The 23,856-nt window shown below is 64.2% G+C and carries 20 protein-coding genes and 2 tRNA genes; 10 read left to right on the plus strand and 12 right to left on the minus strand.

The features are described 5' to 3' along the window. Nucleotides 1–86: 86 nt before the first annotated feature. Nucleotides 87–1,376, plus strand: coding sequence for an outer membrane beta-barrel protein (locus IH615_RS16340; protein ID WP_291363436.1), 1,290 nt, complete (start codon nt 87–89; stop codon nt 1,374–1,376). A gap of 28 nt (nt 1,377–1,404) precedes the next feature. Here IH615_RS16340 and galU read toward each other — a convergent pair whose 3' ends face one another. Then, nucleotides 1,405–2,289 (minus strand): UTP--glucose-1-phosphate uridylyltransferase GalU, encoded by an 885-nt coding sequence (gene galU, locus IH615_RS16345; protein ID WP_291363438.1) that lies wholly within the window; start codon nt 2,287–2,289, stop codon nt 1,405–1,407. 94 nt (nt 2,290–2,383) lie between these two features. Here galU and galE point away from each other — a divergent pair, with 94 nt between their 5' ends. The 3 genes from galE to IH615_RS16360 all read left to right on the plus strand — a co-directional run bounded on the left by galE (nt 2,384) and on the right by IH615_RS16360 (nt 5,858). After that, on the plus strand, nt 2,384–3,370 hold the full coding sequence (gene galE, locus IH615_RS16350; RefSeq protein ID WP_291363440.1) for a UDP-glucose 4-epimerase GalE: 987 nt from the start codon (nt 2,384–2,386) through the stop codon (nt 3,368–3,370). Between the two features lie 56 nt (nt 3,371–3,426). Continuing rightward, nucleotides 3,427–4,629: a lytic murein transglycosylase gene (locus IH615_RS16355; protein ID WP_291363442.1), complete on the plus strand. Its 1,203-nt coding sequence runs from the start codon at nt 3,427–3,429 to the stop codon at nt 4,627–4,629. A gap of 71 nt (nt 4,630–4,700) precedes the next feature. Further along, nucleotides 4,701–5,858 (plus strand): DUF459 domain-containing protein, encoded by a 1,158-nt coding sequence (locus tag IH615_RS16360; RefSeq protein WP_291363444.1) that lies wholly within the window; start codon nt 4,701–4,703, stop codon nt 5,856–5,858. On the opposite strand, the gene IH615_RS16365 is transcribed toward IH615_RS16360, so the two are convergent. From IH615_RS16365 to IH615_RS16395, 7 genes are all read right to left on the minus strand, one after another. Next, nucleotides 5,855–6,397, minus strand: a complete 543-nt coding sequence (locus IH615_RS16365; protein WP_291363446.1) for a DUF2087 domain-containing protein — start codon at nt 6,395–6,397, stop codon at nt 5,855–5,857. The two genes, IH615_RS16360 and IH615_RS16365, sit on opposite strands and share 4 nt — an antisense overlap. A gap of 243 nt (nt 6,398–6,640) precedes the next feature. After that, nucleotides 6,641–7,180 carry a hypoxanthine phosphoribosyltransferase gene (hpt, locus tag IH615_RS16370; RefSeq protein WP_291363448.1) on the minus strand — a complete coding sequence of 180 codons (540 nt, stop codon included), beginning with the start codon at nt 7,178–7,180 and terminating at the stop codon, nt 6,641–6,643. A gap of 232 nt (nt 7,181–7,412) precedes the next feature. Further along, nucleotides 7,413–8,840 (minus strand): glutamate synthase subunit beta, encoded by a 1,428-nt coding sequence (locus tag IH615_RS16375; protein WP_291363450.1) that lies wholly within the window; start codon nt 8,838–8,840, stop codon nt 7,413–7,415. Between the two features lie 9 nt (nt 8,841–8,849). After that, complete coding sequence (locus IH615_RS16380) at nt 8,850–9,449, minus strand: glutathione S-transferase family protein (protein WP_291363476.1); 600 nt, start codon at nt 9,447–9,449, stop codon at nt 8,850–8,852. A gap of 2 nt (nt 9,450–9,451) precedes the next feature. Beyond that, nucleotides 9,452–14,194 carry a glutamate synthase large subunit gene (gene gltB, locus IH615_RS16385; RefSeq protein ID WP_291363451.1) on the minus strand — a complete coding sequence of 1,581 codons (4,743 nt, stop codon included), beginning with the start codon at nt 14,192–14,194 and terminating at the stop codon, nt 9,452–9,454. Nucleotides 14,195–14,723: 529 nt separating this feature from the next. Continuing rightward, entirely contained in the window at nt 14,724–15,776 is a 1,053-nt protein-coding gene (locus IH615_RS16390) for a hypothetical protein (protein ID WP_291363453.1), read from the minus strand. 224 nt (nt 15,777–16,000) lie between these two features. Continuing rightward, complete coding sequence (locus tag IH615_RS16395) at nt 16,001–16,459, minus strand: Hsp20 family protein (protein WP_291363455.1); 459 nt, start codon at nt 16,457–16,459, stop codon at nt 16,001–16,003. A 369-nt stretch (nt 16,460–16,828) separates the two neighbouring features. Here IH615_RS16395 and IH615_RS16400 point away from each other — a divergent pair, with 369 nt between their 5' ends. Further along, nucleotides 16,829–17,803, plus strand: a complete 975-nt coding sequence (locus IH615_RS16400; protein ID WP_291363457.1) for an alpha/beta hydrolase — start codon at nt 16,829–16,831, stop codon at nt 17,801–17,803. A 173-nt stretch (nt 17,804–17,976) separates the two neighbouring features. Here IH615_RS16400 and hisN read toward each other — a convergent pair whose 3' ends face one another. After that, nucleotides 17,977–18,765 carry a histidinol-phosphatase gene (hisN, locus tag IH615_RS16405; protein ID WP_291363459.1) on the minus strand — a complete coding sequence of 263 codons (789 nt, stop codon included), beginning with the start codon at nt 18,763–18,765 and terminating at the stop codon, nt 17,977–17,979. 224 nt (nt 18,766–18,989) lie between these two features. Continuing rightward, the gene (locus IH615_RS16410; protein WP_291363461.1) at nt 18,990–19,886 is read right to left on the minus strand and encodes an N-formylglutamate amidohydrolase; all 897 of its coding nucleotides are present in this window, start codon (nt 19,884–19,886) and stop codon (nt 18,990–18,992) included. 271 nt (nt 19,887–20,157) lie between these two features. Here IH615_RS16410 and cpdR point away from each other — a divergent pair, with 271 nt between their 5' ends. The 3 genes from cpdR to IH615_RS16425 all read left to right on the plus strand — a co-directional run bounded on the left by cpdR (nt 20,158) and on the right by IH615_RS16425 (nt 20,917). Next, complete coding sequence (cpdR, locus tag IH615_RS16415) at nt 20,158–20,517, plus strand: cell cycle two-component system response regulator CpdR (RefSeq protein WP_046139960.1); 360 nt, start codon at nt 20,158–20,160, stop codon at nt 20,515–20,517. A 222-nt stretch (nt 20,518–20,739) separates the two neighbouring features. Beyond that, nucleotides 20,740–20,814 (plus strand) — tRNA-Val (locus tag IH615_RS16420). A 28-nt stretch (nt 20,815–20,842) separates the two neighbouring features. Then, nucleotides 20,843–20,917: transfer RNA gene (locus tag IH615_RS16425), tRNA-Val, on the plus strand. A gap of 205 nt (nt 20,918–21,122) precedes the next feature. Here IH615_RS16425 and IH615_RS16430 read toward each other — a convergent pair. Continuing rightward, nucleotides 21,123–21,914 (minus strand): metallophosphoesterase, encoded by a 792-nt coding sequence (locus tag IH615_RS16430; RefSeq protein WP_291363466.1) that lies wholly within the window; start codon nt 21,912–21,914, stop codon nt 21,123–21,125. Nucleotides 21,915–21,991: 77 nt separating this feature from the next. Further along, complete coding sequence (locus tag IH615_RS16435; protein ID WP_291363468.1) at nt 21,992–22,606, minus strand: pyridoxamine 5'-phosphate oxidase family protein; 615 nt, start codon at nt 22,604–22,606, stop codon at nt 21,992–21,994. Between the two features lie 112 nt (nt 22,607–22,718). Between IH615_RS16435 and msrB the strand changes: the two genes are divergently transcribed. Both msrB and IH615_RS16445 read left to right on the plus strand, forming a co-directional pair. Then, nucleotides 22,719–23,123, plus strand: a complete 405-nt coding sequence (gene msrB / locus IH615_RS16440) for a peptide-methionine (R)-S-oxide reductase MsrB (protein WP_291363470.1) — start codon at nt 22,719–22,721, stop codon at nt 23,121–23,123. Between the two features lie 20 nt (nt 23,124–23,143). Continuing rightward, nucleotides 23,144–23,856, plus strand: a 713-nt coding sequence (locus tag IH615_RS16445; protein ID WP_291363472.1) for a TIM barrel protein, incomplete at its 3' end; no start/stop codon positions are given.

Genomic DNA, 23,856 nt, shown 5'->3' on the forward strand with positions numbered 1-23,856 from the left:
CAAGCATTCGTTAACCATAAGGTGGAAGGATCGCCGCGAGCCGGTGGCACCATGCCGCGGGCCGATTTGGGTTGGCGGAGAGCATCTTGCCCTGGTGGTGGCGGCAGACAGCAAGGCATGCAGGCGCCGCGGCGCTGTGCACGCTCTGCCTTGCCTTGCCCGCGCTGGCGGCATCGGACCATTCGCTCGGCGATGGCTCGGACACCGACAACGAGCGGCTGTTGCCTGGCGTCTATCCCAGCGAGCCTGTGCTCGACAGCGGCGAATGGCTGCGCGAGCCTTACGATCCGTTCTTCGATGTCGACTGGTCGGTGGCGCTGCGCGGCAGCTATACCAAGGCGACATCGGGCGAGCGCTTCGACATCCTCCTGGTGCCGACCATCGGGCTCGAGCATATCGGCAGCCGCTCGGCGATCAATTTTGACGCCAGCGCCGAAATCGTGCGACCCAGCGATGGCGGCAATATCAGTGTTACCGGTCTGCGGCTGGGGCTGCAGACGGGCTATGACCTGGACAGCGTCACCCGTCTGACCGGCAATGGCAGCCTGTCGCTGACGCAGGCGACAGCCGGTTCGCCGGGGCTGGCCAGCAATATCGCCATTGCGCCGCAGACGATCAGCGGTGGTGGCGATATCGGCGTGACGCGGCAGTTCGGCCGCTTCAATGTCGGTGTGACCGGCGCGGCGCAACGCCATGTGTTCGGCCCGACGTCGCTGACATCGGGCGTGGTTACCGACAATTCGGAGCAGAATTACTGGGCGCTGGATGCGGGATTGCGCGTGGGGCTCCAGGCGACGCCGATCTTCGAGGTGTTCGGCCAGGCTGGCGTCGGACGCGACATCTTCGACCTGCCTTCGACGGCGTTCATGGCCTATCCCAATGCCTCCGACGCCACGCTCAAGGCTGGCGTAACCGGGCGCTGGAGCACGATCCTGGAAGCGACGGCCTCGGCCGGCGTGGGGCTGCGGCGCTTTGATGCGGCGGGCCTGGGCGAGGTGGTCACCCAGCTCTACGACGCCAGCGTCACCTTCACACCCGACCCGACCTGGCGCATGACGGCGGGCTTTGCCACCACGATATCCCCGCCCGGACCCAATGGCGGGGGCACGACAAAGGTGGATTATGCTGCCACTGCCGAGGTGGCATACACGGTCAATTCATGGCTGGCGCTGCGAGCGCTGGCCGACTGGAACAGCGCGCGCTTCGTCGGCAGTGCCAATACCGAGACCGGATACGGCCTAGGCGCGGGAGCCGACTACAAGGTCAATGCCCACACGGCCCTGTCGGCCGACTATGACTACGACCATTCCGAAAGCAGCAGCAACGGCGTGCGTGACGCCCACCGGGTAACCGTGGGCATCACGCTGTCACGCTAGGGTCCGGCACCCCCTTCAGGCGAGGGGGCTAAAGCTGGTCTTCGAGGTCGAGCTTGCGCAATTCCCTGAGGAAGCCCGGGCGGATGTCGTCGCGATCGAGCGCATAGACGACATTGGCGGTGAGAAAGCCGATCTTGGAGCCGCAATCGAAGCTCTGGCCCTGATATTTGACACCGGTGAAGCTCTGGCTGCGCATCAGCGTCTGCATGCCGTCGGTGAGCTGGATTTCCCCGCCGGCGCCGCGCGGCTGGTCTGCCAGCAGGTTGAAGATTTCCGGCTGCAGGATATAGCGCCCGGAGATGATGAGGTTGGAGGGCGCTTCTTCGCGCTTGGGCTTTTCCACCATGGCGGTGACCGCAAAGCCGTTGTCGGCACCTGCGCCGCGGGCGATCACGCCATAGGAGGACACTTCGCTCTCGGGGACTTCCTCGACGGCGATGACATTGCCGCCGGTTTCCTCATAGGCGTCCATCATCTGCTTGAGAACGCCGGGCACGCCCTTGAACAGCATGTCGGGCAGCAGCAGGGCGAAGGGGTTGTCGCCCACGATATCGCGGGCACACCAGACGGCGTGGCCGAGGCCCAGTGGCTCCTGCTGGCGGGTGAAGCTGGTGCGGCCGGCCGAGGGCAGATCCTTGCGCAACTCCTCCAGTGCCGCATTTTTGCCGCGCGCTTCAAGAGTAGTCTCGAGCTCGAACTGGCGGTCGAAGTGATCCTCGATGACACCCTTGTTGCGACCGGTGACGAAGACGAAGTGCTCGATGCCGGCTTCGCGCGCTTCATCGACCGCATACTGGATCAGCGGACGATCGACGACGGTCAACATTTCCTTGGGGAGGGCCTTGGTTGCAGGCAGGAACCGGGTTCCGAGGCCGGCAACAGGAAATACGGCGGTTCTGACGCGCTTGGGCAAATCGTGCACTCCATGCTGGAATTGGCGTAAAGCTATCTCAACGTCTCTGCAATATCACCAAGGCAAACAAGCAATTGAAATTCGGAGTTAATCCATGGCTGTTCTGGTAACCGGCGGGGCGGGCTACATCGGTAGTCATATGGTGCTGAACCTGGCCGATGCCGGCGAACAGGTCGTCGTGCTCGACAATCTGGTGACCGGGTTCGACTGGGCAATCGATGGCAGGGCGATATTCGAAGCGGGTAACGCCGCGGACATCGATTTCGTTCGAAGCCTGATCGACAAGCATGGCATCAGCGAGATCGTGCATTTTGCGGGATCGATCGTGGTGCCGGAATCGGTCACCGACCCGCTCAAATATTACGGCAACAACACCGCCACGTCGCGCAACCTCATCGAGGCTGCAGTCAAGAGCGGGGTCAAGCACTTCATCTTTTCCTCGACGGCGGCCGTCTATGGCATGACTGGCCTGGCGCCCGTCGTCGAGACGACGCCGCTCAATCCGATGTCGCCCTATGGCCGGTCCAAGCTGATGACCGAGTGGATGCTGGCCGATGTCGCGGCGGCGCATCCGATGACTTTCGGCGTGCTGCGCTATTTCAACGTGGCCGGGGCAGACCCGGGCAAGCGCAGCGGCCAATCGACGCCGCTGGCTACCCATTTGATCAAGGTGGCCTGCCAGACGGCGCTGGGGCAGCGGGCCAAGATGGACATTTTCGGCACCGACTATGAAACCCCCGACGGCACCTGCGTGCGCGACTATATCCACGTCACCGACCTCATCGCGGCCCATGCCCTGCTGCTCAAGCATCTGCGTGGCGGCGGCGAGAGCACCACGCTCAACTGCGCCTATGGACAGGGTTACTCGGTGCGGCAGGTGGTGGAAACGGTGCGCGAGGTTTCCGGGGTCAACTTCCGGGCAGAGGAGGGGCCGCGCCGCGCCGGTGATCCGGCCTCGATCACGGCGACGGGCGAAAAGGTGCGGAGCCTGCTCGGCTGGGTGCCGCAGCATGACGATCTCAGGGAAATCGTCGAATCCGCCTATTGGTGGGAGCGGCATCTGATGACGCGCAATCGCTAGCCTGCGCTAGCCAGACGCGGACGCGCGGTGGTTGCGAAGCCTTGGAGACCCGTTCGATGCGTTTGATGTTCCTGCTCTTCGTCCTTCTTTCGACCCCGGCTTTCGCCCAGCCCATCGAGAGCTTTGGCAGTTTCATCGCCGGCTTCCGGGCCAAGGCGCTGGCGGCGGGGGTGAGTACGTCGACCTATGACGGCGCCATGGGCGGGCTGACGCCCGACCCGCGCGTGCCGGATCTGGTAACCAGCCAACCCGAATTCACCACGCCCATGTGGGACTATATCGAAGGCCGGGTCACGTCAGGGCGGATCGAGCGCGGCAAGGCGGCGATAGCGCGCAACCAGGCGCTGTTTGCCGCGGTGGGCGAAGCCTATGGCGTCGACCCGTTCGTGCTTGGCGCCATCTGGGGCATGGAGACCGACTACGGCGCCGTGCTCGGCAATGAGCAGTTGATCCGCCCCATCGTGCGGGCCCTGGCGACGCTGGTGCATCAGCGGCGCACGCGGCTGGTCGAGGACGAGGCTGACCTTATCGCGGCCCTGCTGCTGGTGCAGTGGGGCCCGCTCGATGCGCAATCGCTGGTCGGCTCCTGGGCCGGGGCCATTGGGCATCTGCAGGTCAATCCGTCCAATGTAGTGGCGCATGGCACGGATGGGGACGGCGACGGGCGGGTGGACCTGCACAACTCGCTGGCCGATGCGCTGGCGACCAGCGCGCGGTTCCTGCGCGGACTGGGCTACCAGCCCGGGCTCGACTGGGGCATGGAAGTGGTGGTGCCTTATGGGTTCGATTATCTGCTGGCGACGCGGACGGAGATGCGGCCGGTATCGTTCTTCGCCGAACGCGGGGTGGCGCGCGTGGCCGGGCGGCAGTTCGCCGACCCGAACCTGCCGGTCTTCCTCTATGTTCCGGCCGGCAAGGACGGTCCCAAATTCCTGATGACGCAGAACTATCTGGTGCTCAAGGGCTACAATTTCTCCGACAGCTACGCCATGAGCGTGGCGCATATGACCGACCGGCTCAAGGGCGGCGGCGGCTTCGTCGATGACTGGCCGCGCAATACGGTGTTCCCCAACCTGTCGGAGCGACGGGGGATCCAGCAGGCGTTGACGCAACTGGGACTTTATGACGGTGCGGTCGATGGACGGCTGGGACCAATCAGCCAGGCGGCCTATGCGCGCTTCCAGGCGGCACAGGGCCAGGTGGCCGACGGGTTCATCACCCGGGCTGCCTATGAGGCCCTGGTGGCGGCGACACGGTAACATGATGGGGACGCCGATGGCGCTGCCAAGGCAGTTTTGCTAGAGGGTTGGGGTCGTTGCGCGGGAAAGCCATGATCCGCCTGGTTGTCGCATTGCTGGTCGGCCTGCTCGTCTTCAGCGACGTGGCGCCGGCCTATGCCCAGAGCGACGACACGCTAATTGTGGCGCAGGAGGCAAAACGGCGGACATTGTTCGATCTGCTGTTCGGCGAACCCGAGCCCGAGCCGGCACCCGTGCAGCAGCAGCAGGCGCCCCGGCAACAGGCGCCCGCCGCCTTGCCGCCGCCCAAGCCGCAGGTCGAGAAGGCGCCCAATGCGACCCGGCTGGCCGTGTTCGGCGATTCGCTGGCAATCGACCTTAGCCGGGCGCTAGAGCGCTTCTACGCGGAGGACCCCAACCTGGTGGTGATCGACCAGGGCGTCAGTTCCTCGGGCTTTGTGCGCTACGACTATTTCGACTGGGACGCCGCCATCACCGAACAGATCGCGGCCGACAGTTTCGACCTCGCCGTGGTCATCATCGGCATCAACGACCGGCAGGAAATCACGGTCAATGGCGAAACCTATGACTCGCTGACCGACCCATGGACCGCAGCCTATCAGGCGCGCATCACCAGCTTCCTGGGCAAGCTGCGGGCGGCGCGCAAGCCGGTGATCTGGGTGGGCCTGCCGCCGATGTCCAAGACCGAATATTCGGCGGCAATCAGCCAGATCAGCAATATCCAGCGGCTGGCGAGCTTCTCGGGCGGGGCGGAATTTCTCGATATCTACGAGCGCTTCCTGGGCGAGGACGGCAAGTATTCCTCGCATGGCCCGGATGTGAACGGGCAGAATGCCCGCATGCGCAAGGATGACGGCATCCACTTCTCCAGCGCCGGGGCGGACAAGCTAGCCTTCTATCTCAGCCAGACCATCCAGTCCTTCTATCGCGGCGGCGGCGTGACCATGGCGATTGCCGATCCGCTGCTGGGCACGGACGCAGCAGCGATGCTGCGGCCGCCCTATCAGGGGCTGGGGCAGATCCGGCTGCTCGAGGTGGCCGGGGCGGTGATCCCGATCAGCCGGGTGCCGCAGCGGGCGACGGAACTGGTGACCGCCGTCAATGTGCCGCCGGGCGCGGTCCCCTTCACCCTCGAGCAATTGGTGACCGCGCCGATCGGCCGGGTCGATGCGTTCGGGGTCGGTTTCGACCCCGAAGCCGAGCCGGTGGAGAACGAGAGCGGGCGCTAGGCGGGCGCGCGCTGCCCGATGGCGGCCAGCAGCGCGACGGCGTCCGGATCGGGCTTCTTCTCGATGCGGCGATAGAGCCGGCCGTCGGGCGTGCGGGCCAGCATGTGAGCGTCCACCAGCGAGCGGCGCAGCAGGGCGTGGTCGCCGAAACTGTGGGCGTCGATGATGAACTGGTTGATCTCGCGTTCGCTGAAACGCTGCTCGGCGGGGATGCGGGACCAGATGACCCAGAGACAGAGTGTCTGGTGGTTGGTCCTGCTGGGCCAGCGGATCATGACACCGGCCTCGTTGAAATGGCGCAGCACCTTTTCGACGCGGGCATGGTCGACCCGCTCTAGGGGGGGCTCGGTGGTGAGCCGAGCCTGCGCCTCGGCATCGGCGCGCAAATGCTGGAAATTGGCGTGGCCGCTGGCCCGGGCCAGCATGTTGAGCATCTCGACATGGCTGGGGGCGTGGTCGAGCTTGCCGAGCTGCTCGCGTAGCGAGCGGGCGATTGCGGTGATATCAGTGGCGGCGAAAGGGACGTGAAGTTTGGGCATGACAATCCTCATCGGGTGCCAATGCGCAGAGCGCTCGTCGGTCGCCGGCTTACGATCAGGCACCCATGGGGATGGGGTCATGGTCAGAAGTCTGGAACTGCAGGTTTAGCTCCCCTGATGGGGCGGCGACGCCTCGGTGAACTGCAGACCGTGGCGTGGTTTTACTCAGGCATTGGGGGGAGCACAAGGCCCCCTCACCCGGCCTGCGGCCGACCTCTCCCCCAAGGGAGAGGTGAAAAGCGGTCAGCCGGTAAAGCGGACGGCGCCGATATGGGGGAGGTTGCGGTTGCGCTGGGCGTAGTCGATGCCGTAGCCGACGACGAATTTGTCTGGAATATCAAAGCCGATCCACTTGGCGACGACGTCGGTTTCGCGGCGGCTCGGCTTGTTAAGGAGGGCGCAGACTTCCATGCGGCGCGGATGGCGGGTGCCGAGGATTTCGAGGACATGCTTGAGGGTGTAGCCGGTGTCGACAATGTCTTCGACGACCAGCACGTCGCGTCCGGCGATCTCGCCGCGCAAGTCCTTGAGGATACGGACTTCCCGGCTCGATTCGGTGGAATTTCCGTAGGAGGAGGCTTCCATGAAATCGACCTCGACGGGCAGGTCGAGTTCGCGCACCAGGTCGGCGATGAAGATGAAGGAACCGCGCAAGAGGCCGACGACAACGAGTTTGTCGGTGTCGGCGAAGTGGGTGGAGATGTCCTTGGCCAGCGCCTCGACACGGGCCGCGATGGCCTTGGCGGAGATCAGTTCGTCGACGGTATAGGGCTTGGTGGTCATGCGGATTCCGGGTCACGCGAAGGCGGAAAGTGTTAGCAGACTGTTAGCATGGGCGGTAGCGGGAGGTGAATCCAGGGCGGACTGCCAGTCTTCGCAACAGCCACCGGTCGTCACCCTCGGGCTTGACCCGAGGGCGTTTCACTTGCCATGCGTCGTCCAAGTGCAGAGCCCTCGGGTCAAGCCCGAGGGTGACGACCGGTAGGGTGGCGGGCTCCTGCCTTTGTCAGGCACCTCAGCGCGGCAAATCGGTCTTGCCCATCAGGTCGAAGTCGATGGAGCGGGCGGCCTGGCGGCCTTCGCGGATGGCCCAGACCACGAGGGACTGGCCGCGGCGCATGTCGCCGGCGGCGTAGACCTTGGGGACCGTCGTCTTGTAGCTCAGCGTATCGGCGAAGAGATTGCCGCGCTTGTCGAGCTGGGCGCCCAGTTCGGTCAGCATGCCCTCATGGATGGGGTGGGCGAAGCCGATGGCGAGCAGGACCAGATCGGCCTTGATGACGAATTCCGTGCCGGGAATGGGCTGGCGCTTGCGATCGACGCGGGCGCATTCGACGCCGGTGACCTGGCCCTTGGCATTGCCGATGATCTTCATCGTGCCGGCGGCGAATTCGCGGATGGCGCCTTCGGCCTGGCTGGAGGAGGTGCGCATCTTGACCGCCCAGTTGGGCCAGTTGGTCAGCTTGTTCTCGAGCTCCGGCGGCATGGGGCGGACGTCGAGCTGGGTGACGGCAATGGCGCCCTGGCGGAAGCTGGTGCCGACACAATCGGATGCGGTATCGCCGCCACCGACCACCACGACATGCTTGCCGGCGGCGGTGAGCTGCACCTCGGAGGACACATCCTCGCCACCCAGGCGACGGTTCTGCTGCACAAGGAAGGGCATGGCGAAATGGACGCCATTGAGATCGGTGCCTTCGCTATCGACGGCGCGCGGCTTTTCCGAACCGCCGGCCAGCAACACGGCGTCGTGGCGCGACTGGAGGTCGGACAGGGGTGTGTTGACGCCAACATTGACGCCATAGTGGAAGGTGACGCCCTCGGCTTTCATCTGCTCGACGCGGAAGTCGATATGGTCCTTTTCCATCTTGAAATCGGGGATGCCGTAGCGCATCAGGCCGCCGGCCTTGGGCTCGCGCTCATAGACATGCACGTCGTGGCCGGCGCGGGCGAGCTGCTGGGCGGCAGCCAGGCCAGCCGGGCCGGAGCCGACAATGGCGACCGACTTGCCGGTCCTGTGGGCGGGCACCTGCGGCTTGATCCAGCCGCTCTTGATGGCGCGGTCGGCAATGGCCTGCTCGATGGTCTTGATGGCGACGGGCACGTCTTCCAGGTTCAGCGTGCAGGCTTCCTCGCAGGGAGCGGGGCAGATGCGACCGGTGAATTCGGGGAAGTTGTTGGTGGAGTGGAGGTTGCGCGCAGCTTCCTCCCAGTCGCCGTTATAGACCAGGTCATTCCAGTCCGGGATCTGGTTGTTGACCGGGCAGCCGGTATCGCCGTGGCAGAAGGGCACGCCGCAATCCATGCAGCGCGCCGCCTGATCGACGATGCGGCCTTCACTCATCGGAATGGTGAACTCGCCGAAGTGACGGATGCGATCGGAGGCCGGTTCGTACCGGGGCTCTTCGCGTTCGATCTCGAGGAAGCCAGTTACCTTACCCATGTCGTACCCCTAATTGCCTGCCGAAAAGGCAGGTAGTCCGAGTTCTTGTTCGCAGGCGGCAATCCAGCGCGTCAGCGCCGGCCGCCCGATCAGATCGAAGCCCGCCTGCGGCGACTGGCGCGTATAGGGCAGGAGGGCAATGTCCGCGATGGTCACTGCATCGCCGACGAGGAATTTCTGGTTCGCCAGCGCCTGTTCGAGCCGGTCGAGCGCCTTGTTGGCGCGGGCGACAAGCGCCGGGTCGAGATCGGCTGTGGCGACCTTGTCATAGACGACACGGGCGCGGGCCACGGCGACCGTGGGTTCGTGGCTATACTGTTCCCAGAACAGCCACTCGTCCACCTTGGCCGCCGCGTAACGATCGGAGGGAATGAAGCGCGAGCCATGCGCCAGGTAGCGCAGGATGGCGTTTGACTGGGCCAGGGGACGGCCGTCATCGAGCACGACGACGGGCATCTGGCCGGCCGGGTTGAGCGCCAGGAATTCGGGCGTGCTGGTGCCGCCCGAGCGGGCGAGCACTTCATGCCAGACATAAGGCATGCCGGTGGCGTCGGCGATGAGCTTGACCTTGAGGCAGTTGCCCGACCCAAGGTCACCGTAGATGTGCAGCGTCATTCCGCTGCCACGCCCATGCTGCCGCTGGCCCGCTTCTTTTCCATCTCCTTGATGGCGCGGCGATATTCGACTGGCATCACCTTGACGAATTTCGGGCGCATCTCGACCCAGTTGTCCAGGATGAACCGGGCGCGGTCCGACCCCGTATAGTGCAGGTGGTTGGAGATGAGCTGGTGCAGGCGCTCGTCGTCATGCTTGGTCATGTCGCCGGAGATGTCGACGCGGCCATGCCATTCGAGATCGCCACCATGGTGGTGGAGCTTCTGCATGAGCGCTTCTTCCTCGGCAACCGGCTCGAGATCGACCATGGCCAGGTTGCAACGCTCGCGGAAGGTTTCATCCTCGTCGAGCACATAGGCGACGCCACCCGACATGCCGGCGGCGAAGTTACGGCCGGTCTGGCCGATGACGACGACAACACCGCCGGTCATGTATTCGCAGCCATGGTCGCCCGTGCCTTCAACGACTGCGATGGCGCCGGAATTGCGGACGGCGAAGCGTTCGCCGGCAATGCCGCGGAAGTAGCATTCGCCGGCAATGGCGCCGTAGAGCACGGTGTTGCCGACGATGATCGACTTACTCGGCTCGAAGCTCACCTTGTCGGAGGGACGCACGACGATGCGGCCGCCGGAGAGCCCCTTGCCGACATAGTCGTTGGCGTCGCCCACCATGTCGATGGAAATGCCGCGGGCGAGGAAGGCGCCGAAGCTCTGGCCAGCGGTGCCGGTCAACTTGATCGAAATGGTGTCGTCGGGCAGGCCCTCATGGCCATACTTCTTGGCCAGGGCACCCGAAAGCATGGCACCGGCCGAGCGGTCGCGGCTGCGGATGGGCAGCTCGATCTGCACGGCTTCGCCGCGCGCCAAGGCAGGCTCGGCCAGCTCGACCAGCTTGCGGTCGAGCACCGATTCCAGGTGATGGTTCTGCAGCTCGGAATGATAGAGCGTGTCGCCGCCGATCGGCTCGGGCTTGTAGAAGAGCTTGCTGAAGTCGATGCCTTCGCTCTTCCAGTATTCGGACATCTTGCGCTGGTCGAGCAGGTCCGAGCGGCCGATGAGCTCGCGCAGGGTGCGGGCGCCCATCGACGCCATCAGGCCACGCAGCTCTTCGGCGATGAAGAAGAAGTAGTTGATGACATGCTCGGGCGTGCCCTTGAAGCGCTTGCGTAGCACCGGGTCCTGGGTGGCGACGCCAACCGGGCAGGTGTTGAGATGGCACTTGCGCATCATGATGCAGCCCGCCGCGATCAGCGGCGCGGTGGAGAAGCCGAACTCGTCGGCGCCGAGCAGGGCGCCGATCAGCACGTCGCGGCCGGTCTTGAGGCCGCCATCGACCTGGAGGACGACGCGCGAGCGCAGGCGGTTGAGCACCAGGGTCTGGTGGGTTTCGGCCAGGCCGATTTCCCAAGGGCCGCCGGCATGCTTGAGCGAGGTCAGTGGAGAGGCACCCGTGCCGCCATCATAGCCCGAGACGGTGATGTGATCGGCGCGCGCCTTGGCGACGCCGGCCGCGACCGTGCCGACGCCGACTTCGGACACCAGCTTGACCGAGATATCGGCCTGCTCATTGACGTTCTTGAGATCGTAGATGAGCTGGGCGAGATCTTCGATGGAATAGATGTCGTGGTGCGGCGGCGGGCTGATGAGGCCCACGCCGGGCGTCGAGTGACGGGTCTTGGCGACGATCCAGTCGACCTTGTGGCCGGGCAGTTGCCCGCCCTCGCCGGGCTTGGCGCCCTGCGCGACCTTGATCTGGAGCTGGTCGGCATTGACAAGATATTCGGTGGTGACGCCGAAGCGGCCGGAAGCGACCTGCTTGATGGCTGAGCGCAGCGGGTTGCGCGAGCCATCGCTGAGGGGCTTGTAGCGGTCGGGTTCCTCGCCGCCTTCGCCGGTGTTGGACTTGCCGCCAATGCGGTTCATCGCCTGGGCCAGGGTGGTGTGTGCTTCGCGCGAAATCGAGCCGAAGCTCATGGCGCCGGTGACGAAACGCTTGACGATATCGACAGCCGGCTCGACTTCATCAAGCGGCACGGCTTCGCCCAGCGGCTTGATGTCGAACAGGTTGCGGATGGCGAGATAGCCGTTTTCGCCCGAGTTCACGCGGTGGGCAAAGCTGTTGTAGCGATCCTGCGCCGTCTCGGGCGACTCGTCCCGGGTGCGAACGGCGTGCTGGAGGTCGGAGACGACATCCGGGCTCCAGGCATGCTTTTCGCCACGGATGCGGTACATATAGTCGCCGCCGACATCGAGCGCCTTGCGCAGCACGACATCGTCGCCGAAGGCGTCGCGGTGACGCCGGACGGTTTCCTCGGCCACTTCGGCGAGGCCAACGCCCTCGATGGTGGTGGCCGTGCCGAAGAAGAAGCGCTGGACGAATTCGGTCGATAGGCCAACGGCGTCGAAGATCTGGGCGCCGCAATAGGACTGGTAGGTCGAAATGCCCATCTTGGACATGACCTTGAGCAGGCCCTTACCGACGGACTTGATGTAGCGATAGACCACTTCGTGGGCATCGACCTCGGCCGGGAATTCGCCTTCGGCATGGAGGGCCGAGAGCGTTTCGAAGGCGAGGTAGGGGTTGATGGCTTCGGCGCCATAGCCGGCCAGCATGGCGAAATGGTGCATTTCGCGGGCTTCGCCGGTCTCGACCACCAGGCCCGAGGAGGTGCGCAGGCCCTTGCGGATCAGGTGGTGATGCACGGCGGCGGTGGCCAGCAGCGCCGGGATGGCGATGCGGTCGGAGGCCACGAGCCGGTCGGACAGCACGATGATGTTGTACTCGCCGGCAATGGCGGCCTCGGCCTTCTCGCAGATGGCGTTGATCGCCGCTTCCATGCCCACCGCGCCCATATCGGCGGGGTAGGTGATGTCGATGGTCTTGGTCTTGAACTGGTTGTCGGCCATGTCACCGATGGCGCGGATCTTTTCGAGATCCTCGTTGGTGAGAATGGGCTGGCGGACTTCGAGACGCTTCTCCTTGGAGGCGCCGGCCAGATCGAAGATGTTGGGGCGCGGGCCGATGAAGCTGACAAGGCTCATCACCGATTCCTCGCGGATCGGATCGATCGGCGGGTTCGTCACCTGCGCGAAGTTCTGCTTGAAATAGGTGTAGAGGAGCTTGGACTTCTGGCTCAGCGCCGAGATCGGCGTGTCGGTGCCCATCGAGCCGACGGCTTCCTGGCCCGTGGTGGCCATGGGCGCCATCAGGATCTTGATGTCTTCCTGCGTGTAGCCGAAGGCCTGCATGCGATCGAGCAGCGACTCTGACGTCACCGGGGCCTTGGGCTCGGTTTCGGGCAGGTCTTCGAGCACGATCTGGCTGCGGGCGAGCCACTCGGCATAGGGGTTCTTGGTGGCGAGGGTGCGCTTGATCTCGTCATCGGAGATGATGCGGCCTTCTTCGAGGTCGATCAGCAGCATGCGGCCGGGCTGCAGGCGCCAGCGCTCGACGATGTCCTCATCGGGAATATCGAGCACGCCCGACTCGGAGGCCAGCACGACATGGCCCTCGCGGGTTACGAGGTAACGGGCGGGGCGCAGGCCGTTGCGGTCGAGGGTGGCGACGACGTAGCGGCCGTCCGACAGCGACATGGCGGCGGGGCCGTCCCATGGCTCCATCAGGGCGGCGTGATATTCGTAGAAGGCGCGGCGCGTCTCATCCATCAGCGGGTTGCCGGCCCAGGCTTCGGGGATCAGCATCATCGCCGCATGCGGCAGCGAATAGCCGCCGCGCACGAGGAATTCGAGCGCGTTGTCGAAGCAGGCGGTGTCGGATTGGCCCTCATAGGAAATCGGCCAGATCTTGGTGATGTCGTCGCCGAACAGGGGCGAGGACACCGAGGCCTGGCGGGCGGCCATCCAGTTGACGTTGCCGCGGATGGTGTTGATTTCACCATTGTGGGTGGTCATGCGGTAGGGGTGGGCCAGCTTCCAGGAGGGGAAGGTGTTGGTCGAGAACCGCTGATGCACGAGCGCGATGGCGCTCTCGAAGCTCTCGTCGGAAAGGTCCGGATAGAAGGCCTTGAGCTGGGCGGCCAGGAACATGCCCTTGTAGACCAGCGTGCGGGCCGACATGGAGACGACGTAAAAGCCGTTGTCGCCGTTGCTCTCGGGGACTTGGGCATAGACGGTGTTGGAAATGACCTTGCGGACGATCAGCAGCTTGCGCTCGAACTCATCGAGCGTGACGCCTTCGGGGCGGGCCACGACCATCTGCTCGATGATCGGCTGGGTGGCGATGACGCCTTCGCTCAGGGGCGAATTGTCAGTCGGCACGATGCGCTCGCCGAGCAGCGTCAGGCCTTCGCGGGCGAAGACGCCGCGGACGGCTTCGGCGCAGCGGTCGCGCAGTTCCACGATGTTGGGATAGAACAGCATGGCCACGGCGTAGTGGTGCTTTTCGGGCAAAGCGAAAGGCAGCACCTTGCTGAAGAAGGCATGCGGGGTCTGCACCAGGATGCCGGCACCGTCGCCCATCAAGGGATCGGCGCCCACGGCACCGCGATGCTCGAGGTTCTCGAGGATTTCGAGACCCTTCTCGACCACTTCGTGGCTGGGTCTGTTCTTGATGTTGGCGATCATGCCGATGCCGCAGGCATCGTGTTCGTTGGCCGGATCATAGAGACCCTGGGCCGCGGGACGACCAGTTTCGACACGGCGACCGTGCTCGATCAAGGTCGTGCGATTGGCTTTGCTCGTCGTGACCGGGGCTTGGGATCCGTTCCGCGCGTCTGCCATGGCATGTTCCTCGTTCTTTGTGTCGCGCCCGTTGCCGGGCTCTGTCGCTATGTCGTGTGCATCCTGATGATGCCGGTTCCCCGGCGGGCTGGATGCGTCTCGTCCTCTGGTGGGCGCGTTATTCAGGCGGGTCGTACTACAACAGTACGGCTCGAAAGAGCAAACGCATCCATGCATGGGGAGTGGCGCTGCATCCAAATGGCCACTCAAACTTCGGACTATATTAGTCCCGCCTATCCGTTTCCGCTCATGCAGAGCGGGCCAGCCGGACCAGCGTGCGCGCTGGCCGCGGAGAGCGGGGCGACGCGTCAGATAGGACAGAAGTGCTGCCCTAACATCTGCACATTTGCATAATTCCAAACTGTCGGCAAGCGCCTTTGCCACGCTTCCGTCACATAAAATAGGACTTTGCCAATTTTCGTGTAGGAAACGATAGGAATACCCGAGATGCCGCCGTCACCAAAGCGCTGACCAGACAACTGTTTCTGGAGGCGGGTCAGCAAATTATCAGACGCCTGAACGGATTTGGCTAGGGCGTGACGACGTCGACCTCATTGCCGTTCATGTCATAGGCGACGCGGCCGCTGGTCCAGCCGTCGTCCAATCCGGCGCGGACTTCCACCACAAGGCGGTCGTCCTCGGGGGTCATGAACAGGACCGAGCGTGAAATCGTGTAGCGGAACACGGTCATGCCAGGCATGCCCATGCGTTCGATGGTGCGCTGTTCGAGATCGGCCAGCATGCCCGCGTCTAGCGAGGCGACGTCAGCCAAAGTGAAGGGGCGATCGAGCGTGGGGCCGAGCGGGGTACCCGCCATCATCGATTCGTCCCGGGTCATGGAATCGGCGTCGATACGGATTTCGGCGATCTGACCGGGATTTTGCGGGTCTTCCATCTGCACGAGGGCCTTGGTGTCATCGATGAAGATTTCCGCATAGCGGGCATTGGGGCCGAATTCCTCGCTGAGGCGGGCCAGCGTATTGGCGACCGTGGCGGGGGCCAGCCATGGGCCGAGCTCGGCCTGCTGGCCCTGGGGCAGGATGATATCGACCACCTGGGCATTGGCGGTGAGGAACACGGAGCCGACACCGCCGCCGGGCTGCGCGAAATGCACTTCCCAGAGCGGGATGAGCTTCTTGCTGGTGCGGGTGGTGGGCATGGTGCCCTCGATCTCGGTGATCAGGGCCTTGGGCAGGGCGAAGGCATTGATCGCCGCGTTCTTGATTTCGGGCAGCCGGTCGAGCGGCAAGTCGGCCAGCGGGAAGGGCTTGGTGTCGCCCATGCCCAGGGCGGTGAAATTGGGCATGCTGATGCCGGAACGGACCGTCTGGCCATCCCAGTAATAGTCGGTGGTCTGTTCGGGATCGGTGGCGTGGTCGGCGGTGATGGCGACATCGTCGCTGCCAATGGTGATGTCGTGGACCAGGGCCGTGCCGATCTCGTCGGCGAGCGCGGCCTGGGCCTCCGCCATGGGCCAATCGTTGGTCTTGAGGAAATCGTCGGCATAAGCGCCAGGCGCCAGCAACAGGACTGCGGCGCAGCCGAGATGAGCGGGGCGTAGGCGGTGAAAGGGCGAGTGCACGGCAAGCCTCCCAGGGCGCAGGACGAAAAGTGTAGCGCAAAACTGGGTCTTGCACACTGACTGGCCCATGAACGGGTCGTTCAGGCGGGCGCGGGTCTAGGCAGCACGCAAAAGGCGCAGCCCTTGCGGACTGCGCCTCTATCGTCACCTGGAGGTGAAGGTATCGGTCGACGCGGCTACCGACGCCGAAGAAGGCGCGGTTGTCGACGCTGAAGGCAGCGCGACTAGTTGACCGACTTGTCTTCGATGGTCGGCTGGGTGCCGGCATTGATCTGGATGGTGCGCGGCTTCTTGCTCTCGGGCAGTTCGCGCTTCAGTTCCAGATGCAGCAGGCCGTTTTCGAGGCTGGCGCCGTGGACCTCGACATAGTCGGCAAGCTGGAAGCGCAACTCGAAGGCGCGTTCGGCAATGCCGCGATGGAGGAATTCACGGGCCTTGTCAGCGGCCTCGGCGGGCTTGGCACCCTTGACGACCAGGCTGTTTTCCTTGGTCTCGATGGCGATGTCGCCATTGGCAAAGCCGGCGACGGCAATCGAGATGCGGTAGGCGTCTTCGCCGGTGCGCTCAATATTGTAGGGAGGATAGGTCTTGGCCTCCTGCCCAACGAGCGTGTCGAGGCGATTGAAGACGCGGTCAAAGCCGACAGTCGAACGATAGAAGGGGGAAAAATCGATGGTCTGCATGGTCACATTCTCCGTAAAGCAACGTGGATGTCCCGGTGGTCTCGACAGCGCTCCCAGCATTAGGCGAGCGGATGATTTCGAGGTCGGGGTTCCCGGAAAGTCCGGCGAACGAAGCAGATATGGGAGGGGATTTTTCCGGTTCAAGGGGGTGCTTTTGCCGCGATATCGCTGCGAAACGGCAAAGATGAACGGAAAATGAACGGGGCTGTCCGTTGGAGTTCAGGCTGGGTGGCTTAGAACACGGTCAATGCGGTCCATCACCCGCCCCCCGCATGGACCGTATACAAGGACCGGCACCTCCCAGGAGGTGCCGGTTTTCCTTTTTCAACCTCTCTGAGCTAAGACCAGTGCACTCATGAGAGGTCGCCCATGAACGCCGTCGTCGATCCCAATGGACCCAGCCTGGTCAACATTCCGTCCAACCCCATGCCGGAAGGCGGGCGGGTCGGGTTTTTCAAGACCTCGGACCGTGTGCAACTGCGCTATGCGACATGGCTGAAGTCGGAAGGGCCACAGCGCGGCACGATCTGCCTGGTGCAGGGGCGCACCGAGTTCATCGAGAAGTATTTCGAGACCATTGCCGACTTGCGGCGGCGCGGGTTTGCGGTGGCGACATTCGACTGGCGCGGGCAAGGCGGGTCGGACCGGCTGATCGGCAACCGCAAGCTGGGCTATGTCGACAAGTTCGAGGATTACTGGACGGACCTGCACAGTTTCCACGGCGAAATCCTGCTGCCGGACTGTCCGCCGCCCTTCTACCTGGTGGGCCATTCGATGGGCGGGCTGGCGTCGCTCCTGGCCGGTGCCAATGACCGGATGATGTTCGACCGGATCTTCCTGTCGGCGCCGATGCTGGCGCTCGACCGGCAGCCGTTCGGCATGGCCGGCATGGCGCGGCTGGGCGAGACGCTGAGCTTTCTGGGCCTCGGCCACATGCCGGTGGGGCGCAAGGCCGACAAGCCCATGTCGGAGGCGACCTTTCCGGGCAATCCCCTGACCGGGGACCTGATCCGCTACATGCGTTCGGTCGATACGATCAGGGCGCGGCCAGACCTCGAGATCGGCGTTGCCACGGTACGCTGGGCGGCAGCGGCGTTCGGCGCCATGGCCGAGGCAGGCCAGACCAATTTTGCCGCCCGCATCCGCGTCCCGCTGCTGATGCTGGCGGCGGCGCGGGACGAGGTGGTGTCGACTGCGGCCATCGAGCAGCTGGGACTGCGCATGCGCACCGGGCGGCATGTGGTGATTGCCGGCGCGCGGCATGAGCTGTTCATGGAGACCGACAACATCCGCGGCCAGGTCCTGGCGGCGTTCGATGCGTTTATTACCGAGCAGTCGACTTAGGCACCGGACCAGCAGTCGTCTCCCTCCCCCTTGTGGGAAGGGATCAAGGGTGGGGGTGTTTGGCCCGGATATCGAGGCTCTCACCCCCACCCAGCTACGCTACGACCCTCCGGGTCTAGCTTCGCTTCCCTCCCCACAAGGGGGAGGGAGGTCGACTGATGGCTCCGTGATCATCAGCTCGCATTGACCAGCGCCAGGGCCTTTTCCAGCAGTTCGGGCGTCGCGGCGGCGACCACGTCGCCGCCGGAAGTGGGCTCGCTGCCGTCCCAGCAGGCGATGGCGCCGCCGGCTTCGCGGATGATGGGGATGAGGGCGGCGATGTCGTAGGTGTTGAGGCGCGGCTCGATGACGATGTCGGCATGGCCGGCGGCGAGCAGGGCATAGCCATAGCAATCCATGCCGAAGCGCTGCAGGCGAGTGGCTGCCTCGATGGCCTCCCACTTGCCCCAATGCTCGCCCTTGAAGAGGTTGGGCGTGGTGGTGAAGACGCGGGAAGGCGCCAGTTCGGTCTGGCCGCTGGTCTGGATGGCGGTGGTGGTGGTCCCGCCGCGGCGATAGGTGGCGCTGCCGGGCGTGGCGAGGAAGGTTTCACCGATGAATGGCTGGCTCATCAGGCCGGCAATGGCGACGCCATTATGGGCAAAGCCGATCAGCGTGCCCCAGACGGGGGCGCCGGAGATGAAGGCCCGGGTGCCGTCCACCGGGTCGATGATCCAGCAATAGTCGCTCTCTCCGGTCGATCCCCATTCCTCGCCGATAATGGCGTGGTCTGGAAAATCGCGGGCGATAATGGCGCGGATCACGGTCTCGGCGCCGCGATCGGCTTCGGTAACCGGATCGAAGCCCACGGCATATTTGTTGTCGATGGCCAATGTGGTGCGGAACAGGGGCAGCGTGTGCGCTGCGGCGGCATCGGCGGCGGCCAGCAGGGTGGCTTCGACTTTGGCGAGATCGATGGTCATGGGGCGGGTCCGGGGGGCCACGACCTCGTGGTTCGACAAGCTCACCATGAGGTCATACTGAGGGTATGAGTTCTTACGCATGCACTGATAGTTCCGCCACCACCAATCGTCACCCTCGGGCTCGATCCGAGGCGTTTCACTTGCGGAAAAGTGCGACAGTGTAGAGCCCTCGGGTCAAGCCCGAGGGTGACGATCCAGTTTTGGGTGGGCCCGGTGGTTGGGACCTACTCCGCCGCTTCCTTTTCGACCACGGGCTGGCCGCCCACCAAGGACACCAGGTCGAGGCCGATCAGGGCGAAGATCAGGCGGTCGATGAGGCTGCGGATGGCTTCGAAGCCGTCATTCTTGGCCAGGGTTACCTCGTTCATGTAGAGATGCCTGCTGATCTCGATCTGCAGGGCATGCACGCCATGCTGCGGGCGGCCATAGGTGCGGGTGGCAAAGCCGCCGGCATAGGGGCGGTTGCGCGCCACCTTGAGGCCAGCGCTGGCAAAGACCGTCTCGACCAGGTCGACCAGGCCCGGGGCGCAGGTGGTGCCATAGCGGTCGCCCAGCACGATATCGGGCGCGGCCTTGTCGTTGGAGCGGGTGATGCGCGGCATGGAATGGCAGTCGATCAGCAGGGCCACGCCGAAGGCGGCGAGAGCTTCGCTCAGCAGCTTCTGCAGGGCGGCATGATAGGGATGATAGATGCCCTCGATGCGCATGCGGGCGTCTTCGATGGTCAGCCGATCGCGATAGATGGGCTTGTTCTCGGCGACGACGCGGGCCAGCGTGCCCAGGCCCGCCGCGACGCGCGGCGAGGTGGTGTTGAACCGATCCGACAGCGGCTCGACGAACATGGTGGGGTCGAGTTCCCAGGGCTCCCTGTTAACGTCGAGATAGGCGCGGGGGAAATGTGCCCGCAGCATGAGGGCGCCAAGATGAGGGGCGCGGGCGAAGAGTTCATCGACCCAGGCATCCTCGGACTGGCGGATCGAGAGATGATCGAGCCGGGTCATGGCGAGGAAGCGTTCGGGATAGACGCGGCCGGAATGGGCGGAATTGAACACCAGTGGTGCTACCAGCCGTCGCGGCCGGATGGTTTCGAATGCCGGCTGATCCCAATAGTCGGACCGCAAGGTGCCTCCCAACAGGCGTCTTGAGCCGACGCCGCACTGATTTGCCAGTCAGTTTCGCGCTTTGCGGCCGGCTTGTCCAGATTGTCGCACAAATTGCCAGCAGAAATGACGGGGCCGGTTCACCCGAGGTTTGCAGGACAGCAAACTTCGCTTAAACATGATCCCCTATAGTCCGACTCATGATGCGCCGTGTGGCGCGTCGTTCAGTTGTGCCACGCGCCCAAGCCGGATGACCCATCCGGCCGCGCCAGTCGAACGGCCGGAGCCCTAGATGAAGCGAATTCTGCTCGCAGAAGACGATAACGACATGCGGTCCTTCCTGACGCGTGCGCTCAAGAACGCGGGCTATGAGGTCGTGTCGTTCGACAATGGGCTGTCAGCCTATGAACGGCTGCGCGAGGAGCCCTTCTCGCTGCTGCTCAGCGATATCGTGATGCCGGAAATGGACGGGATCGAACTGGCGCGGCGCGCCACTGAACTCGACCCCGATCTCAAGGTGATGTTCATCACCGGCTTTGCCGCGGTGGCGCTCAACCCCGACAGCGACGCCCCCAAGGATGCCTCGGTGCTGAGCAAGCCGTTCCACCTCAAGGATTTGGTGAACGAAGTCGAGCGGCTGCTGGCGGCCTGACCAAACTCTACTGCGGCGGCCGTCTGACGCGGCTTTCTGCGCTTCCGGTGCTCACGTACTGATGTACGCTCCGCTCCGGTTCTCGAAAGCCACGCCAGTCGACTCGCCACAGCGAGTTTTGTCTCCCCACAAAGCTTGGATGACCCTCTTGACCCCTTCGGGGTTTTTATGGTCTATCCGCGCCACTGGACGGGCCTCGCGGCTCTTCCATCCCGGAGAGATGGGCGTATAGCTCAGCGGGAGAGCACCTCGTTGACATCGAGGGGGTCACAAGTTCGATCCTTGTTACGCCCACCATCTCTCTAAAGACTTCGCCAATGGCGACGGGAGTATAGCTCAGCGGGAGAGCATTCGCTTCACACGCGAAGGGTCACAAGTTCAATCCTTGTTACTCCCACCATTTGCCTTCGATCCCGGTGAAGGCGGTCTGCAAATACCAAATTGCTGCGCTTCCGATGCTCACGTGCTCATGCACGCGGCGCTTCGGTTCTCGCAATCCGGCATTTTCGCCTCGCCTTGACCGGTTCGAAGGCAAATGGTGCGGACTAACCGCTCCACTCCCCGCACCACCGACGCGCGTTGGGTGTGGCCGCGGGAGCGACTGATCAGTCCTCGACAAAAATCTCTGCGTTGCCGTCGATGAAGTCGTCGAAGAGCACGGTGGTGCTGTCCGCGGTGCCGAGGACGAAGGCCATCTGGCCGGGGCCGGTGAGGCGGCGCATGGGGACGTTGGGCTGGTCGACGCTGCAGGAATAGTGGTTGCCGGCCAGGGTGGTGAAAGGCAGGCCGCGCCAGGTGGCCGTCGAGGTCAGGTGGACGTGGCCGGCAATGACCTGGCGAATATCGGGGTGGGTCTTGAGGGCGGCGATGAAGGCATCGGGTTCAAGGATGCGGATATTGTCGGACTCGATATGCAGCGCATTGGCATTGTGGTGGAGGATGACGATGACCGGGCGGTCCATGGCTTCGGCCAGTCGTGCCTTGAGCCAGGCGATCTGGGCTTCGGACAGGACGCCATCGACGCGGCCGGGCTCGGAGGAATCGAGCAGGATGATGCGGTAGCCCTTGAGGTCGATTGTTTTGTCGACCTTGCCGGTCTCGGCGGCGATGTAGCCGTCCCCGAAGACGGAGAGGAAGCTGTCGCGATCATCGTGATTGCCCAGGGTGATATGCACCGGGATGGGCAGGCGGGCGATGATGGCCTTGAGGTGTTCATAGGCTGATGGTTGACCCAGATCGGCGAGGTCGCCGGCCAGGACGCAGAAGTCGGCGTCGCCATAGCGGGCGATGACGGCATCCACGGCCTGCTCCAGGCGCGCGCCGGTATCGAGCGTCATCGACAGCTCGCCCTGCGGCATCACATGCAGGTCGCTCATGACAACGAATTTCAGGGTCATTTTATGCCTATGGTGCGGTCCGCGCTTTTCCTAACGCTAGTGCATGACCGACCCGTGACGCCACTGGCGGCGCGGGTTCACCACATGGTTTGTTTGGCGCGCTCGGGCCATGCCTGGTCATAGGCCTGGCCGCCCACCTGGTTGTCGGTCATGGCGGCGAGGATTTCGCCCGGCGTGGGCAGCGTGCTGGTATCGATATGGCGCTGCGGGTTCCAGAGTTCGGAACGCACGATGGCGCGGGCGCACTGGAAATAGAGCTCGTCGATCTTCATCACGATGACTGAGCGCGGCGGCTTGCCCTCGACCGCGAAACTGGCCAGCAGCTCCGGGTCGATGCTGAGATGGGCGCGGCCATTGGCGCGGAAGGTGGTGCCGGAGCCGGGCAGCAGGAAGAGGAAGGCGACGCGGGGATCGCGCACGATGTTGCGCAGCGAATCGATGCGGTTATTGCCGCGCCGGTCGGGCATCATCAGCGTCTCGTCGTCATGGACGCGCACGAAGCCGGGCTGATCGCCGCGCGGCGAGCAATCGATGCCCTCGGGGCCAACAGTGGCAAGGGCGGCAAAGGGGCTGGCCTCGATCAGCCGCCGATATTCAGGCGTCATGCGGTGGGCAACCTTGACGGTGGAGGCAGCGACCGGGGCAGGGGTGTAGAGCGCTTCGAGCTGCTCGATGGAGGTAACGATGGACATGGCGAGCCTTTGGCCTACGATCGGCGCGAAAGTGATGCAACGCGCGGTATGGGCGGGACGTAACCAATCCTATATCTGACGCGAATGACAGGGCGACAAAAGGAGTAATTTCATGGACACCCATGCCTTTAAGGTGACCCGCACCGACGCCGAGTGGCGCGCCAGGCTGACGCCTGAGCAATACCAGGTGATGCGCAATCACGGGACCGAACGGCCCGGCTCCTGTGCGCTGCTGTATGAGAAGCGCGCCGGGACGTTTTCCTGCGCCGGCTGCGACAGCCCGCTGTTCGAATCCAAGCTGAAGTTCGAGAGCGGCACGGGCTGGCCGAGCTTCAACGATCCAGTGCCCGGCTCGGTGGAAGACACTGTCGATCGCAGCCATGGCATGGTGCGGACCGAGGTGCATTGCGCTACCTGCGGCAGCCATCTGGGCCATGTGTTTCCCGACGGCCCGCCGCCGACCGGGCTGCGCTATTGCATCAATGGCGTGGCGCTGAATTTCACGCCCGCTGCGTGAGGTTTTCGGCCAATCTCTCCATGCTTTACCCCGAGCATGGTTTTCTCGAACGGTTTGGCGCCGCGGCGGCCGATGGCTTCCGCGGCGTCGAGTTTGTTTCGCCCTATGAGTTTCCGCCCGAAGAGGTGGCGGCCGCCGCCAAGGCGGCAGGTGTCGAGGTGGTGCTGTTCAACTCGCCGGCGGGTGACTGGGCCAAGGGCGAACGGGGCATTGCGTGCCATCCCGGGCGGGAGGACGAATTTGCCGACGGCATCGAGACCGTGCTGCGCTATGCGCGGGCGCTCGGTTGCAAAAAGGTGCATGTGATGGCGGGCATCGTGCCATCAGGCGCCGATCCAGGCGATGCGGAATGGGCACTGGTGGGTAATCTGCGCCTCGCGGCGGCGCGGCTTGGCGCACATGGGATCATGGCGTTGCTCGAGCCGATCAACCAGGTCGACATGCCGGGATTTGCCGTATCGACGACGGACCATGCCGAGCGCGTCATGGCCAAGGTCGGCCACGACAATCTCTGGCTGCAATACGATTTCTACCACATGGAAATGACGCAGCGCCGCGTGTTGCAGACATTCGAGCGGCTGCTGCCAATCATCGGCCATGTGCAGATCGCCGATGTGCCAGGGCGGCATGAGCCGGGCACCGGACGGATGGATTATCCGGGGATTTTCGCCGGGATCGAGCGGCTGGGTTATGACGGCTGGGTTGGCGCGGAGTACCGGCCGGTGGCGGGGAC

It is taken from the genome of Devosia sp. (assembly GCF_014860165.1).
In the GTDB taxonomy this organism is placed as follows: Bacteria; Pseudomonadota; Alphaproteobacteria; order Rhizobiales; family Devosiaceae; genus Devosia.